The following is a 14876-nucleotide window of genomic DNA, read 5'->3' as shown; positions in this document are numbered from 1 at the left end:
ATGAAAAAAACACTATTAGTGAGTGCGATTGCCGCAACGTTAAGTTTGGTTGGTTGCCAATCGACCATCGGTTCGAGCTCTGCCAAGCCTGAGAGTACAAGTCATATTTCTCAAAGCGTGTACGAGGTGGAGTTTCAATCAGCTCAGACGTTTTTAGCGCAAACCACAGAACTTGAACAACGCTTCGCAGATTACTGCGCATCAGAGTCGAAAGATGATGCACAAGTAAAACAGCAATGGCATCAAACTATGCTTGTGTGGATGGCATTACAAGGTCAAGAACGTGGCCCTGCTACGGCGCTGGAGCAAAGCTGGAATGTTCAGTTTTGGCCAGATAAAAAGAACACCACTGGTCGTAAAATGTCCGTACTGACAAAATCTGATCAAGCTTGGAGTGCAGAAGATATCTCCACCCAAAGTGTCACCGTACAAGGTTTAGGTGCATTGGAATGGCTGCTTTACGATAAAGCGTCGACCTTATCTAGCAACGGCAATACTTGTGCGACAGGCGTTTCGATTGCTGAAAACCTTGATGACAAAGCGCAGATCATCGCGGATTCTTGGGCAGAGAACCCTTGGAAATCGCTAGAGATGACGGAATGGGAATCTGAGTACATTTCACTGCTCTCGAATCAGCTTGAATACAGCATGAAGAAGTTGAGCCGACCGCTAGCGAAGATTGGTAAGCCTCGCCCGTATTTCTCAGAATCGTGGCGTTCCGAGACCTCGCTTTCAAACTTAAAAGCCAACCTTCAAGGGATGGAAGCGTTGTACTTTGCTAACGGGAATGGTTTAGATGCGCTACTTAGAGGGCAAGGCCATGCAGATCTCGCAGACCGTGTCGTTCATCAGTTTGAAATGGCGTTAGAAACTTGGCCAGAAGATAAGAGCTTGTTTGCTGCACTACAAACAAAAGAAGGCTATCGCATGGTGCTCTCTCAATACAATAAGCTAGAGCAATTGAAGTACCTGATTCACGAAGAAGTGGCGATCGAGCTTGGCGTAGTTATAGGATTTAATGCAACCGATGGTGACTGATCAAACCCGCCGAACCTTGCTGAAAGCCGCTCTATTCGGGGCGGCTATACCTATGATGCCATTTGGTTGTGCTTCAACAAGCTCACGTGAACCTGCGTTGATCGGCTGTTCTATCATTGGTCGAGATAAATTCGCAGCGGTGGTGGCGGATGAGCATGGTATGCCGCTATCTTCATTGCCGATTCCTGAGCGTGGTCACGGTGTAGCAACCAACCAACAAGGCCACGCCGTAGTTTTTGGTCGTCGACCTGGTACTTTCTTCATGGTGTTTGATTATCGCTCAGAGCAGATGATCAAACTGCAACTAGCAACGCCAAATCGTCATTTTTACGGACATGGTGTTTACTCCCATGACGGCACGTTGCTATTTGCCACAGAAGGGGAGAGGGGGACAAGCCGCGGGATCATTGGTGTTTATGATGTGCAGAAGCAATATCAAAAGATTGATGAGTTAACGGGTTTTGGCCTTGGTCCTCATGAAGTGATCATGATGCCTGATGGTGTATTGGCGATTGGCGTCGGTGGCGTACACACTAACGGTCGTGAACCTCTCAATCTTGATAGCATGAAACCCAGCCTGAGTTACCTTTCACAGAAGGGTGAGCTACTGGATCAAGTGTCTTTACCGGATCATAAGTTGAGTATTCGCCATTTAGCTCATGATGGTGCGGAAACCGTGCTTTGTGGTCAGCAATATCGTGGTGAGCCGGACGAGTATCCAGCCTTGATCGCCATGCACACGCGTGGTGGTGAAATGCAAGATCTTCAAGCTGAGCCTGAAGAGTGGGCGCGTTTCAATCACTACGTTGCGAGTATTGCAGCAACCGATGAATGGATCTTAGCCACTTCGCCTCCGGGCAGTTGTTATGGTATATGGTCTAAATCTACGGGCAAATTGGTCGAGCTAAGTGCGTTACCAGATGCCTCTGGTGTTGTGGTCTATGGCGATGAGTTCCGAGTCAGCTCTGGGGCGGGAAAAGTGGTAGAGCAAAGGCCTGAAGAGTCAAAAAGTACCTTCGCAAGCGGAGTGCAATGGGACAACCATTGGTCGAGAATTATCTAGAAAGATCATTGAGTAATTACTTATAGAGAGTTTTGTTGTCGTTTTCGGCATCAGATTCTTAATTTTAAACCTGCAAGCTGTGAGATATTTGCCATACTTTTTATTATGGCAAGTAGCGCAAGGATCATTTCAGTGTTTGCTAGGGTTTTAATCATGACGGCACTTCTGGTGCCGTTTTGCAGCTTTTCCACCGTCGTTTCTCTCGAAGCTTCAGCGCAAGTCGAGCAAGAGGGAGCGGTACAAAAGCTGTCTGTAGAAAAAATGATCCATTATCCAGAGGTGATTGATCAACTGTATCAAAGCACCAATTACCGTTTGAACTGGGAAAATGAAAGTGATATTGAGCAGTTTCTTTTTCAAGTAAACCTGGTTGCACTTGCGGATGTCACCGATGAATTCGAAAATCAACTTCACCGGATAAACCAAGTAAGGTGGCAGGGAGATAATCTCGACTTCGATTTAGTGATGACAGATTCACTCTTGATGTACCTTAGTTATCTTGAGCAACTCCCCGAAGAAGGGATTAATTGGCTATTTACAGACAAAGCCCATGTTACGTTACCCGCTCCTAGCATCGATACTTTATCGGTTTTGAGTAATGAGATTACGGTTGGCAAACTTGGTCAGTTTTTGGCAAGTCTCCGGTCTCCATTACAAACAGATGATGCTTTCTACTCCGCCTATTCTTCGCTATCGGAACATTCTCAGTACCAATATCCTGCCTATCAACAAACTGGGCTAGCACGTGTTGGCGATATATTAGAAAACAGACCCCTATTGATTGAGCGAATGGAGATCGTAGGCGTAGATGTTTCTTACTTGGATTTAGTCACTGAAGAATATGACGAACAATTAGAGCTTGCGATAAAAGAGTTCCAGCGTATTCATGGTTTGAAAGAAGATGGCGTTATCGGCCCGAATACCATTCGATGGATCAACTTTTCTCCTCAAGAGCGATTGCATCTGCTGGCGTTGAATTCTGAGCGTTCAAGAATTTGGTCGAAAGAAAGGGATAATGTTGTCTTTGTTAACGTGCCTGGATACGAAGTCACGTATTGGCATGACGGTCAACCCTTGTTTGAGTCTAAAGTCGTGGTAGGGAGAGCATCAAGAAAAACGCCCATCATGTCGGTAGCACTGGATTCAGTTATTCTCAACCCAACTTGGAACGTGCCTTGGACTATCATGGTTAAAGACATTATTCCTAAAGTAAAACGTAATCCGATGTATTTGATTAACCATAACATTCAAATCATTCGGTCTTGGACTTCGAACGAAATTATTGACCCTACAACCATCAATTGGGCAACGGTGAATCCGAGAACATTTCCTTATCGTATGCGACAGGCGTCGGGCTTACAAAATGCACTGGGATTGTACAAGTTCAATATGCCTAACCCACAAGCTATTTATTTGCATGACACGCCAAGTAAGAACTTGTTTGAACAGGACAGACGCGCATTCAGCTCAGGATGTGTTCGTGTAGAACATGCAGACCAGTTAGCAGAACTTCTGTTCAAAACTCAGGGGTTGGAAGAACGTTTAGCGAAAAAGCGAGAAAGTTCTCGTCGGTCTAACACGTCAGTTCCTTTGGGAGAGCGCATTCAAGTACACATCATTTATCAAACAGCATGGTTGGAAGAGGGAACGCTTTACTACCGTGATGATATCTATAAGTACGATCACCGCAGTTGAAATCTTTAAGGAAAATTTACAAAACGAAGAATTCTCTTTTCGTTCAATAATTAATCAATAATTACTGCATCTGAAAATCAAGATGGAGCATTTTATGCATTTGACGTGACAAATGTGTTTGGTTAATGTCCACGACTTGTCTAGTTGTTGAGCACTGTATTTTGAAATGGTAAGTCGTAACTTTTCCCGCCGAGATTTCCTTAAAATGACCGCTGGTGGTGTGGTGTTGGTGTCTGCCCTGCCATCATTTTCTTGGGCTTCACTCCCTGACGAGCCACGTGCGCTGGCGATGAACAATCTTAATACTGGAGAGATCCTCGAAACATGCTATTTCGATGGAAAACGATACATTAATGATGAACTTCAAAGGCTGAATGAGTTTTGTCGAGACCATCGACGGAATGAGGTTCATCCGATGGATCGACGCTTGTTCGATCAAATAAGCCAAATTCAAAAGTTAATTGGTACAGAAGCAGAGGTGATCGTCATTTCAGGTTACCGTTCTCCTGCCACTAACGCCTCGCTGCGCAACGGGTCTTCTCGTGTAGCGAAAAAGAGCATGCACATGGAAGGAAAGGCCATTGATTTTCGTTTAGACGGCGTGAAGCTTTCAACGGTTCGTGATGCTGCATTAAGCCTAAAAGCCGGTGGCGTGGGTTATTATCCAGGTAGTAACTTTGTTCATATCGATACGGGAGCTGTTCGTTCCTGGTAGTGCTAGTTGAGACAAGGTTTCTAGTCTCAGAACGTCGTCGATTACCCACAGTTCAAAGCTTGAAGTCGCTAGGCCTTAGTGTCATAGTTGCGGCAGTTTTCATGCAAATTTATTCGGTATAGGTTATCTATGGCTCTGAAATACCAAGTTGTTCCAGTAACATCTTTCTCTCAAAACTGTTCTATTGTCTGGTGTGACGAAACCATGAAAGGTATTGTGGTTGACCCAGGCGGCGATGAAAAGCAGCTCGCTATGCTTATCAAAGAGCTGGGTGTTGACGTGGTAAACCTAGTGCTAACACACGGTCACTTGGACCACGTAGGTGGCACGGAACCGCTGTCTGCACTGCTTGGCGGTACAGAGATTGTTGGTCCTCACAAGGCAGATAACTTCTGGTTGCAAGGTTTGGAAGGTCAGAGCCAAATGTTTGGTTTCCCGCTGACAGAAGCGTTTGAACCGCACCAATGGCTAAATGAGGGTGACACTGTCACTTTTGGTAATCAAGTGCTGAACGTATTCCACACACCTGGTCATACACCTGGTCACGTTGTGCTTTACAGTGAAGAAGCGCGTTTAGCGTTTGTGGGTGACGTTTTGTTTAACGGTAGCATTGGTCGAACTGACTTCCCACAAGGTGATTTCAATACGTTGATTAGTTCTATCAAAGAGAAATTGTGGCCTTTAGGCAATGATGTCACGTTTGTCCCTGGTCACGGCCCTCAATCGACTTTCGGTCATGAGCGTAAAACTAACCCGTTCGTTGCTGACGAGATGCCGCTTTACTAAAAGTGCGTGTACTAAGCATTATTCTGGCTCGGCGGCAGCTAAGTATCGCCGAGTCAGTCCCACAAAATCCTCAGCCTCACGATCTAGATCACTTGCTGATATAAATAGATCGTAGCCATAAAAGCCTCTCTGATACTTCATCCGGTTGGCGAGCATCGCTAACAAACCTTTGTACTCAATCCCATCTCTGTTTATATACGGTTTAGGGTCAAGCACTATATCCTCAAACTTATCTTCACACTGATTTTGTTTCGCGCCTAAGTAAAGCAGTGCTCGCTGGCTGAGGAGAATTTCTGTCGCTATACGAGGGCAGATTGAATTTAAGTAGGGTGAGTAGTGTTTTAGACGAATACCGATCCAAGGTAGCGGTTGGTGCCACCCTTCCTGTTGGTAGCTACAAATACCGATTGACTCAATATTTCGCCATCGGACGACCCAACCTCCTTTAAAAAGGTGTTGCTGAAAGTGAGAAGCTGTCAGCGTAAAAGTGACTTGGCTTTTCTTAATCATCAAGATGGCGAAACCAACGATTGCAGACATCAAAATGACCGACAACATGGCTTGCTTCCATCCCGGAGAAATGGCAACCAAAAACAAAGTGATGAGTGCAACGAGCAACAAAAGTATTCTGTTGATAGGGGAGTCGGGTTTGAAATGTGAATTTGTTAGGTGCAGCGTTTCCATGCTTATAACCTCATCGAATACTTGTCCAAAAATGAGTGGGCAGCTTTATGTGCATTGATTTGCATTTAAAATAAAACAAACCTCTGTTTTTATACCCAGTATTCAATAAATCCGTTCATAAAATATCTGATTAAATAGTAGACGTTCTATGCTTTGAGCGCATTTTTCATCGCGTTTCGCCGCTAAAACCTACAAATTGCTTGTGAATTTTGGTATAAAACGCGCTTCAAATTTTCATCCCTGCTGAGATGCAGTGAACTGGAGAAATATTCAATGAGACTTGCTCATAAGCGTAAAGTGCAGATGAAACTGCAAAAACGCATTAAAGCGACAGTAGCAAACTTAGCTGCAGCACCTAAAGCAGTGAAGCCTGTTGCGGAAAAAGCAGTAGCACCTTCTGTTGCTGAAAAAGCTGTTGCGGAGAAAGTAGTAGCTGATAAAAAAGTAGCTGCAGTGAAAACAGTTGATGTTGCCCTTACTCCTAAGCAACAACAAGTATTAGACATCGTTATTGCGAATGCTGAAGGTATTAACCCTAAAGGCATCGGTCTAGCTGCAGGTCAAGAAGATACTAAAGCGGCATCATGGGCTACTGGCGCACTAAAGAAGCTTCTTGAAGAAAACCTAGTTCAAAAACAGCAGTTAGCAGGTAACAAAGTTATCTACAAAGCAGTTTAATTACCGCTACCGTTCTAGATTGAATACCTCGGCTGATGCCGAGGTATTTTTTTATCTTGGTATTGGAAATAATGCATTAAGTACTGACTTTAACACTACCAATAAGTGGTTTGTCACATTTTCTTAAATACTATGTAAATTTTTTGGCAGAAAAATACGTAAGTATTGTCTTTTATTTTTATTCATAGATAAAAATATAATTTATTGATTTTGCTATTATTAGTCTTTTGTCATGACGGTTTTCCTACGTACTTGTACGTAATACCTTAGGCTAATGCCTTATTGATGAATCACTCGCTTCCGTGTTCATGCCCATTTCGCATTAGACAACATTGTTACATCTTTTATACCGAATACAGCCAATCCTAATGAAATGGATGACAACAATTACCTTGGTGATAAAGGACGTGAACGATGAGTCTAATCCAAAAATCTTTAAAACGAGTGCTCAAAACAACCGCTGTCGCTGCCGCGATGGCACTCGCAGCGACTTCTGTAAACGCTGCTGAAAAAGTCTATCGTTTAAAGCTTGCTGAAACTTGGGGGCCTAATTTCCCAATTTTTGGTGATACCACAAAAAACATGGCCAAAATGGCGGAAGAGATGTCCAACGGACGTTTGCAAATCCGCATTGATTCCGCAAACAAGCATAAAGCGCCTTTTGGGGTGTTTGATATGGTTAAGTCGGGTCAGTATGACATGGGTCACTCAGCGTCTTATTACTGGAAGGGTAAGGTTCCAAACACACTTTACTTCACTTCTATGCCCTTCGGTATGTTGCCAACCGAGCAGTATGCATGGTTTTACTACGGCGGTGGTATGGAGCTGATGGAAAAAGTGTACTCTCCACATAACTTGATGTCTTTCCCTGGCGGTAATACCGATACTCAGATGGGCGGGTGGTTCCAAAAAGAGATCAAGTCCGTCGAGGACTTACAGGGTTTGAAAATGCGTATCCCAGGGTTTGCTGGTGAGATTTTGGCTGAGTTAGGTGCCAAGCCAACGAATATCGCCCCTGGTGAGCTATATACTTCTCTAGAGCGTCGCACAATTGATGCCTTGGAATGGGTTGGTCCATCGCTGGATCTACGTATGGGCTTCCACAAAATCGCTCCTTACTACTACACAGGTTGGCATGAGCCAGCGACTGAGCTTCAGTTCCTCGTTAACAAGCGCACCTGGAACCGTCTACCTGATGATCTAAAAGCGATTTTGCAAGTAGCCATGAAAACGGCCGCTTACGATATGTACACGCAATCGAAACACGAAAGCGGCAAAAACTGGGCATCTATTAAGTCTGAATACCCAAATGTTGAAGTAAAAGATTTCCCACCTGAAGTAGTAGCTGCGTTGAGAGAAGCAAACGATCGTTTGTTGAAAGAACATGCAGAAAAAGATGCTTTGGCGAAAGAGATTCAAGAGTCGCAAGCGAACTATATGAATCAAGTTCGACCATGGTCAGATATTTCGCACCGAGCGTACTTAAACAGTCAAGCTCAACAATAACGTTGTGAAGCAGGCGATGCCGAGAGGTTTAGCCTGCTATCGAAGCCCAAGAAAACTTCATAATGAATGCTCCGCACCATAGCGGAGCGCATCTAAACGTTCCACGGAGTTCGGAATGAGAAGTCTTATTTATATTGAGCGATTATTTAACCGCTTTAGCGATTTTCTCGGATGGTTATCCAGCATCCTGTTTATTTTGTTGTTAGCAAACGTTGTGTACGACGTTGTCATGCGTTACGTGTTTAATGATGTGTCTATCGCATTCCAAGAAATGGAATGGCATCTATTCTCTGCCGTGTTCTTGCTTGGTGTGCCTTACGCAATTAAGTCCGGTGGCCATGTTCGCGTCGACATTTTTTATGAACGCTTATCTTACAAAGCACAATCCATCATCGACATCATAGGCACACTATTTTTCTTATTCCCTTTTTGCCTACTGGTGGCTTGGTTTGGTGTTGATTTCGCTAAGGAAAGCTACGCGTTAGGCGAGACGTCTGGTGACCCAGGTGGCTTACCATATCGTTGGATTATCAAAGCGATGATTCCGCTGTCATTTTTCTTTATGGCGGTGAGTGGTATTGGATTGTTACTTCATTCAATCAACAAAATTGTCAACCCTCATCTCATCTATGCCGGTAATAACGGTAAGTCGTAAAAGGAAGTCATTATGATCGGTATAGTGATGTTTTTTGTTGCGCTCTTTGCGCTTCTATTGGGATTTCCCGTTGCCTTTACTTTTGGTGGTATCGCGCTGATTTTTGGTGTTTGGGCTGAAGGCATCGAGATGTTTGCTTTTATGCCATATCGAATTCAGTCCATTATGGAAAATACGGTGCTAATGGCCGTACCGCTGTTCGTTTTTATGGGGCTAGTGCTACAGAAAACGAAGCTTGCTGAACAGCTACTAGAATCAATGGGGCGTTTGTTCGGTGGCGTTCGCGGTGGTATCGCTATTTCTACCGTGTTAGTTGGCGCATTGCTTGCAGCTTCAACGGGTGTGGTAGGCGCATCAGTTGTTGCGATGGGCTTAATATCTCTTCCTGTGATGCTCAAGTACAATTACGACAAAGGTTTAGCGTGTGGGACTATTTGTGCGTCTGGCACGTTGGGCCAAATTATCCCACCTTCTATCGTGTTGATCTTGTTGGGTGATGTACTTGGCGTACCGGTAGGGGACCTATTTCAAGCTGCGATCTGGCCCGGTATTACACTTGTTGGCGCCTATGTGATCTACATTCTCATCTACGCGAAGTTGAACCCTCAAGCCGCACAGGCGATAGAGCGCGATGAGTCGATCAGTCGTAAGCAAGAAGTGCTCACCGCACTGAAAGCTGTATTGCCACCTTTAGCATTGATCATCGTGGTATTGGGCTCCATCTTTGCAGGGATTGCAACACCAACAGAGTCAGCGGCACTGGGTGGTGCAGGTGCGATTATTTTATCGCTATTGTATAAGCAGTTTAGTTGGTCGATGATTTATGATGCATCAAAAGAGACAGTTAAAGTAACCGCAATGGTCTTTGCGATCTTACTTGGTGCGACCGCCTTCTCAATGGCATTTACCTACACTGGTGGTGATTATTTAGTTGAAGAGTGGATGTTAGAACTGCCGGGTGAAAAGTGGGGATTCCTTATTATTACCATGGTGGTGATTCTGATTTTAGGTTTCTTTATCGACTTCGTTGAAATCTGTTTTATCATCGTGCCAATTATTGCGCCAGTCGCTGAATTGATGGGCATTAATATGACGTGGTTTGCGATTCTTATTGCGATGAACTTGCAGACGTCGTTCCTCACACCGCCATTTGGCTTTAGTTTGTTCTATCTAAAAGGTGTCGCGCCAGCAGGGGTTACTACGCGAGATATCTACAAAGGTGTGATGCCATTCATCGCGATTCAGATTGTTGTGTTGGCGTCTTTGCTGTTTTTCCCAGGTTTTTACGGTATGAGTTAATCACTCGATAAGAAAGAGATTTTGTGAACTGAGAGTTTTTACCTTTTGAGACAAGTTGTTAAGCTGTTAATTATGTCTATGCAGACACAATCGACTCGTTTGTACTGCTAAGATAGTAAGCTGTAAAGGCAGCGTTTCATGGAGGGAAGGGATGCCTCTCAAAGCAAAGTTAATTCTGCTGACACTGATACCCGTGGTATTGGTGTCAGCGAGTATCAGCTGGATCTCTATCTATCAAACCAAGACCCTTGGCAAAAGGGAGGTGGAGATCTTTCATCAAAACCTGATCCAATCAAAAGAAGCGGCGCTGAAAGATACGGTCGACGTCGCTTTTGACTCCATTTCTTACATCTACAACGATCCGACTTTAGAAGAGAGTGTTGCCAAAACGCGTGTGAAAGCGATTTTAAATCGTTTGAGTTATGGGTCGGACGGCTATTTTTTTGCTTATGATAAATATGGTACCAACCTTGTACACCCAGTTCTTCCGGAGCTTGTCGGGGAAAACTTACTCTATCTTGAAGACGAAAATGGCGATCGCTTAATCGAAGCTTTATTGTATCAAGCGCAATCAGGTGGTGGATTTCATCAGTACCTGTGGCAAAAGCCATCTACGGGTGAAGTCGTCCCTAAGCTTAGTTACGCTGCATGGCTCGATAAGTGGGAGTGGATGATAGGGACTGGGCTGTATATTGAGGATGTCAGCCGAGAAGTCGCCAATATGCGCGCAGCAGTGAACAAAAATATCGAAACGACATTTTTCTCAGTCGTCGTGATCTTAGCGGTGACCGTTGCTGTAATCATTGTTCTCACTCTGGCGATCAATCTGCATGAGCATCGCCTCGCTGATAAGAACCTGAAAGAATTGGCACATAAAACCGTGATGTTCCAAGAAGATGAGAAAAAGCATTTAGCGCGAGAACTGCATGATGGAATCAATCAGTTGTTAGTCTCCAGTAAATGTCATTTAGACTTAATGAGTCATAGACTGGAAGACGAAAAACTCAAATCCCACTTAGATAAATCACAACGATCGCTCGTCACCGCGATAAATGAGGTGCGGCATATTTCTCATCAGCTCCGTCCAAGCGCCCTCGATGATATCGGTTTAGAAGCAGCACTGACGACCTTGCTACAGGACTTTCATTCCCATTCCGGGATTGATATCGAGAGCAATTTCGATACTCAGCAGCATAAACTGACTTCGGAAGTCGCAACGACGCTATATCGTGTCGCTCAGGAGTCTTTGAATAACATTGAAAAACATGCGCGAGCGAAAAAAGTAACGGTTACTTTGCAAAAAATGGGCAATATGCTGCAATTACTCATACGTGATGATGGCGTTGGATTTGTGGTTAACCATGCAGTGCACCAACAAGGGATTGGGTTAAGGAACATGCAAGAGCGTGTAGAGTTCATCGGTGGTGAATTTGAGCTAATGAGTGAGCTTGGCTTGGGAACAGAGATTACTGTGCTGCTTAATTTGGATGAAATAGTTTATGGATAAACCGATTAGTGTAGTGATTGTCGATGATCATCAAGTGGTATTGGATGGCTTCATGGCTCGTTTGGAGTTAGAGCCTGACATCGAAGTGGTGGGCACAGCAAGTAATGGCTTGGAAGCGATAGAGGTCGCAAAGCACTTGCAACCGGATGTCATATTGATGGATATCAGCATGCCAATAATGAACGGTATTGAAGCGACTGGTGTGATTAAAGAAGCGCTTCCAGAGAGCAAAATACTTATGTTGACCATGCACGATAATCGCGAATACATCATGAAGGTCATGCAAGCTGGTGCGGTAGGATATATGCTCAAGGAAATCTCGGCCGAGAAAATGGTGCAAGCAATAAAAACGGTGAACCAAGGCTCGACGTATTTCTGTGAATCCGTCACACAAACGCTCTTTACCCAAGAAGTGGTGCCTGCCACGCAAAAAACGAATCCTCTCAGCCGCAGGGAAGAAGCGGTACTTAAATTGGTTGCTCAAGGAAACAGCAGCAAGAAAATCGCCACTTTACTCAATATTAGTTATCGAACGGTAGAGACGCATCGCCATAACATTAAGCACAAGTTGGACTTACATTCGACGGCAGAGTTAGCAAAATATGCGTTTGAAACTGGGTTGACTGAGTAGGAGAGTAGTGCCCGCAAAAAGCGAGCACGTGGGAGCGAAACTAATCGGCTTTGGTAATGCTACCAAGCTCTAGCATTGGAGCAACATCGATGTCCTCTGCATTCATCATCGTCGAGATGCGTTGAACGGAAGATAGTAGAAGGGATTGCTCCCATTCTTCCAATTTTTGGAATCGATTAATGAAGTGCTCTTGCAGCGGCGTTGGTGCTTGTTTTAAGGCTTCTTGGCCCTTGCTCGTAAGTACAGCATGCACTTTACGCTTGTCTTGAACACTGCGCTGACGCTCAACAAACTGGCCTCGTTCTAGTCTATCTAGAATGGTCGTTGCGGTCGCTTGGCTCATGTTAGTGTGGCTAGACAACTGTTTAATCGTCACGTTATCTAAGTCATTGATAGCGCGCATCAAAATCAACTGTGGAGCAGTCAATCCAGACTCTTTGCTCAGCTTTTTAGAATGTAAATCAATAGCGCGGATGATCTGACGAATCGAGACCAATACTTCTTCGTACTTTTCCAATTTATTCATCCAGTCTGTAGGGAACATTTATCGAGGCGACACTAACTTAAATGCGCCTTTATTTAAAGGGGGGAAATCAAAAATTACCTCTACAATTTTACGCCGTGTCCTCAATACCATTTTGTCGCGCCTTTTCGACAAAATAAGAAGAGCTAAAATTATTATAGCAATAAATGTTTGTGGTCTAACTATTGTAGTAGTGATTTGTTCTATCAAAGGCCGTAATTACACAGTGAAAAGTAAGTTATTGGATTTTTTAATAGCAAAAAGATAGACAAAAACGTGTCAAATGATAGGATCTTGCGCCTTCACGGAATGCAAAACGTATCGTGTTCGAAAGATTTTTTTGTTTGGTACGTAAAAACACTACAAAAATAGAGAGGAACGATGACAAAGGGTATAGATAAGTACAGTATCGATAGTACCGACTATACGGTAGGTCAGGACAACGTTCAAAAATGGGGTTTTGATGTTCATAACCCAGTTTTTGGTATTAGTGCAGGTTTAATTGCGCTGTTTCTTGTCGCTGCATTAGTTCTAGATGCACATACCGCAAAGACGGCACTTGATGGGCTGAAGTGGAAAATTATTGGTTCATTCGATTGGTTGTTCATTATTGCAGGTAACATTTTCGTTATTTTCTGTTTGGCGCTTATCGTCTCACCAATGGGTAAGATCCGACTAGGTGGTAAAGACGCTGTTGCCGATTACTCGTTTATGTCATGGCTTGCAATGCTATTTGCAGCTGGTATGGGTATCGGTTTAATGTTCTGGAGTGTTGCAGAACCTGTCGCTTACTTCACCGGTTGGTATGAAACGCCACTTGGTGTTGAGGCAAATACACCAGAAGCCGCGAGATTGGCACTGGGTGCAACGATGTTCCACTGGGGCCTTCACCCATGGGCAATTTACGGTGTTGTAGCACTTTCTTTAGCATTCTTTGCCTACAACAAAGGTTTACCGCTATCTATGCGTTCGATCTTCTACCCACTTCTGGGTGATCGTGCATGGGGTTGGGCTGGCCACATTGTGGACATTCTGGCTGTGCTTGCGACTTTATTTGGTCTTGCTACATCCCTAGGTCTAGGTGCGCAGCAAGCAGCAAGTGGTATTCATCACGTATTTGGTGTTGAGCCAGGCCTAGGTCTGCAAATCGTCGTTATTACCGTGGTGACTTTACTTGCTGTTGTTTCAGTCGTACGCGGCATCGATGGTGGTGTTAAAGTCATTAGTAACATCAACATGGTTGTGGCGTTCTTGCTACTTCTCCTTGTTGGTCTTATCGGTTGGGCGGCGAGCCTAGGTTCGATTCCAACCACACTTATGGCATACGTAGAGAATATCATCCCACTAAGTAACCCGTTTGGTCGTACGGACGAAGCTTGGTTCCAAGGCTGGACAGTGTTCTACTGGGCTTGGTGGATTTCATGGTCGCCATTCGTAGGCATGTTCATCGCGCGTGTTTCTCGTGGTCGTACCGTTCGCGAGTTCATCACAGCAGTTCTACTGGTTCCAACTGCGGTTACCGTTGTTTGGATGTCTGTATTTGGTGGCCTGGCGATCGAGCAAGTTGTTGATAAAGTAGGTGAGCTGGGCACAAATGGCTTGACTGACGTATCACTTGCTATGTTCCAAATGTTTGATGTTCTTCCATTTGGTAGCATGCTTTCTATCATCGCTGTTGTGCTGGTACTTGTGTTCTTCATTACGTCTTCTGACTCTGGTTCACTTGTTATCGACAGTATCACGGCAGGTGGTAAAGTCGATGCACCTGTACTTCAACGTGTCTTCTGGGCATTCATGGAAGGTGCAATTGCTGTTGCTCTGCTATGGATTGGTGGCTCCGAGGCGGTTCAAGCTCTTCAGGCCGGTGCCATTTCTACAGCACTGCCATTTACCTTCATTCTGCTTGCAATGTGTGTGAGCTTATTGATGGGTATGCGAACTGAGCGTCAGTAATTCGGCATTTTATAAAACCGTCTGACTAACAATTAATCAAAAGGCCAGCAATTTGCTGGCTTTTTTTGTGCGGTTTTTATGACGCTTGAGACAAAAAAATGACACATGAAAGTTCATATTTTACAAAGAGTTAATGTGCTATT

Annotated in this window: 14 protein-coding genes; 12 read left to right on the top strand and 2 right to left on the bottom strand. The window is 44.3% G+C overall.

What is annotated here, in order from left to right; all coding sequences use genetic code 11:
- The 5 genes from R7O13_RS13865 (at position 1) to R7O13_RS13845 (ending at position 5297) form a co-directional block, all read left to right on the top strand.
- The gene (locus tag R7O13_RS13865; RefSeq protein ID WP_151514963.1) at positions 1–1038 is read left to right on the top strand and encodes an imelysin family protein; all 1038 of its coding nucleotides are present in this window, start codon (positions 1–3) and stop codon (positions 1036–1038) included.
- Complete coding sequence (locus R7O13_RS13860) at positions 1019–2101, top strand: DUF1513 domain-containing protein (protein ID WP_025998733.1); 1083 nt, start codon at positions 1019–1021, stop codon at positions 2099–2101. Before R7O13_RS13865 ends, R7O13_RS13860 begins: the two co-directional genes overlap by 20 nt.
- Before the next feature lie 153 nt (positions 2102–2254).
- Positions 2255–3796, top strand: a complete 1542-nt coding sequence (locus tag R7O13_RS13855; protein WP_005376852.1) for a L,D-transpeptidase family protein — start codon at positions 2255–2257, stop codon at positions 3794–3796.
- Between the two features lie 166 nt (positions 3797–3962).
- Positions 3963–4511 (top strand): DUF882 domain-containing protein, encoded by a 549-nt coding sequence (locus tag R7O13_RS13850; RefSeq protein WP_025998732.1) that lies wholly within the window; start codon positions 3963–3965, stop codon positions 4509–4511.
- A gap of 129 nt (positions 4512–4640) precedes the next feature.
- Positions 4641–5297: an MBL fold metallo-hydrolase gene (locus R7O13_RS13845; protein WP_005376855.1), complete on the top strand. Its 657-nt coding sequence runs from the start codon at positions 4641–4643 to the stop codon at positions 5295–5297.
- A gap of 18 nt (positions 5298–5315) precedes the next feature.
- Here R7O13_RS13845 and R7O13_RS13840 read toward each other — a convergent pair whose 3' ends face one another.
- Complete coding sequence (locus R7O13_RS13840) at positions 5316–5981, bottom strand: DUF2982 domain-containing protein (RefSeq protein ID WP_005386825.1); 666 nt, start codon at positions 5979–5981, stop codon at positions 5316–5318.
- 273 nt (positions 5982–6254) lie between these two features.
- Between R7O13_RS13840 and R7O13_RS13835 the strand changes: the two genes are divergently transcribed.
- The 6 genes from R7O13_RS13835 to R7O13_RS13810 all read left to right on the top strand — a co-directional run bounded on the left by R7O13_RS13835 (position 6255) and on the right by R7O13_RS13810 (position 12257).
- Positions 6255–6659 carry a MarR family transcriptional regulator gene (locus R7O13_RS13835; RefSeq protein ID WP_318304070.1) on the top strand — a complete coding sequence of 135 codons (405 nt, stop codon included), beginning with the start codon at positions 6255–6257 and terminating at the stop codon, positions 6657–6659.
- Between the two features lie 414 nt (positions 6660–7073).
- Positions 7074–8165, top strand: coding sequence for a TRAP transporter substrate-binding protein (locus tag R7O13_RS13830; RefSeq protein WP_017636112.1), 1092 nt, complete (start codon positions 7074–7076; stop codon positions 8163–8165).
- Positions 8166–8280: 115 nt separating this feature from the next.
- Complete coding sequence (locus R7O13_RS13825) at positions 8281–8820, top strand: TRAP transporter small permease subunit (protein WP_053306570.1); 540 nt, start codon at positions 8281–8283, stop codon at positions 8818–8820.
- Between the two features lie 12 nt (positions 8821–8832).
- A complete protein-coding gene (locus R7O13_RS13820; RefSeq protein ID WP_005376871.1) occupies positions 8833–10119 on the top strand; it encodes a TRAP transporter large permease in 1287 nt (428 codons plus the stop codon).
- A 151-nt stretch (positions 10120–10270) separates the two neighbouring features.
- Positions 10271–11626 (top strand): cache domain-containing protein, encoded by a 1356-nt coding sequence (locus R7O13_RS13815; protein ID WP_005376873.1) that lies wholly within the window; start codon positions 10271–10273, stop codon positions 11624–11626.
- The gene (locus R7O13_RS13810) at positions 11619–12257 is read left to right on the top strand and encodes a response regulator transcription factor (RefSeq protein WP_318304067.1); all 639 of its coding nucleotides are present in this window, start codon (positions 11619–11621) and stop codon (positions 12255–12257) included. The genes R7O13_RS13815 and R7O13_RS13810 overlap by 8 nt, the downstream gene beginning before the upstream one ends.
- A 40-nt stretch (positions 12258–12297) precedes the next feature.
- Here R7O13_RS13810 and R7O13_RS13805 read toward each other — a convergent pair whose 3' ends face one another.
- Positions 12298–12774 carry a MarR family winged helix-turn-helix transcriptional regulator gene (locus R7O13_RS13805; protein WP_005376877.1) on the bottom strand — a complete coding sequence of 159 codons (477 nt, stop codon included), beginning with the start codon at positions 12772–12774 and terminating at the stop codon, positions 12298–12300.
- Between the two features lie 387 nt (positions 12775–13161).
- Between R7O13_RS13805 and R7O13_RS13800 the strand changes: the two genes are divergently transcribed.
- Entirely contained in the window at positions 13162–14733 is a 1572-nt protein-coding gene (locus tag R7O13_RS13800) for a BCCT family transporter (protein WP_005376879.1), read from the top strand.
- Positions 14734–14876: the final 143 nt, after the last annotated feature.

The sequence above is a fragment of the Vibrio sp. Y176 genome, assembly GCF_033438945.1.
The sequence above is the reverse complement of the archived record's forward strand: the minus strand, read 5'-3'. Positions and strand labels throughout refer to the sequence as shown.

What these genes read in the sequence shown, in the direction of transcription:
- R7O13_RS13865 (WP_151514963.1), top strand. Translation starts at nt 1, where the DNA reads ATGAAAAAAACACTATTAGTGAGTGCGATTGCCGCAACGTTAAGTTTG.
- R7O13_RS13800 (WP_005376879.1), top strand. Translation starts at nt 13,162, where the DNA reads ATGACAAAGGGTATAGATAAGTACAGTATCGATAGTACCGACTATACG.
- R7O13_RS13850 (WP_025998732.1), top strand. Translation starts at nt 3,963, where the DNA reads ATGGTAAGTCGTAACTTTTCCCGCCGAGATTTCCTTAAAATGACCGCT.
- R7O13_RS13830 (WP_017636112.1), top strand. Translation starts at nt 7,074, where the DNA reads ATGAGTCTAATCCAAAAATCTTTAAAACGAGTGCTCAAAACAACCGCT.
- R7O13_RS13845 (WP_005376855.1), top strand. Translation starts at nt 4,641, where the DNA reads ATGGCTCTGAAATACCAAGTTGTTCCAGTAACATCTTTCTCTCAAAAC.
- R7O13_RS13860 (WP_025998733.1), top strand. Translation starts at nt 1,019, where the DNA reads ATGCAACCGATGGTGACTGATCAAACCCGCCGAACCTTGCTGAAAGCC.
- R7O13_RS13855 (WP_005376852.1), top strand. Translation starts at nt 2,255, where the DNA reads ATGACGGCACTTCTGGTGCCGTTTTGCAGCTTTTCCACCGTCGTTTCT.
- R7O13_RS13820 (WP_005376871.1), top strand. Translation starts at nt 8,833, where the DNA reads ATGATCGGTATAGTGATGTTTTTTGTTGCGCTCTTTGCGCTTCTATTG.
- R7O13_RS13815 (WP_005376873.1), top strand. Translation starts at nt 10,271, where the DNA reads ATGCCTCTCAAAGCAAAGTTAATTCTGCTGACACTGATACCCGTGGTA.
- R7O13_RS13835 (WP_318304070.1), top strand. Translation starts at nt 6,255, where the DNA reads ATGAGACTTGCTCATAAGCGTAAAGTGCAGATGAAACTGCAAAAACGC.
- R7O13_RS13825 (WP_053306570.1), top strand. Translation starts at nt 8,281, where the DNA reads ATGAGAAGTCTTATTTATATTGAGCGATTATTTAACCGCTTTAGCGAT.
- R7O13_RS13840 (WP_005386825.1), bottom strand. Translation starts at nt 5,981, where the DNA reads ATGGAAACGCTGCACCTAACAAATTCACATTTCAAACCCGACTCCCCT.
- R7O13_RS13810 (WP_318304067.1), top strand. Translation starts at nt 11,619, where the DNA reads ATGGATAAACCGATTAGTGTAGTGATTGTCGATGATCATCAAGTGGTA.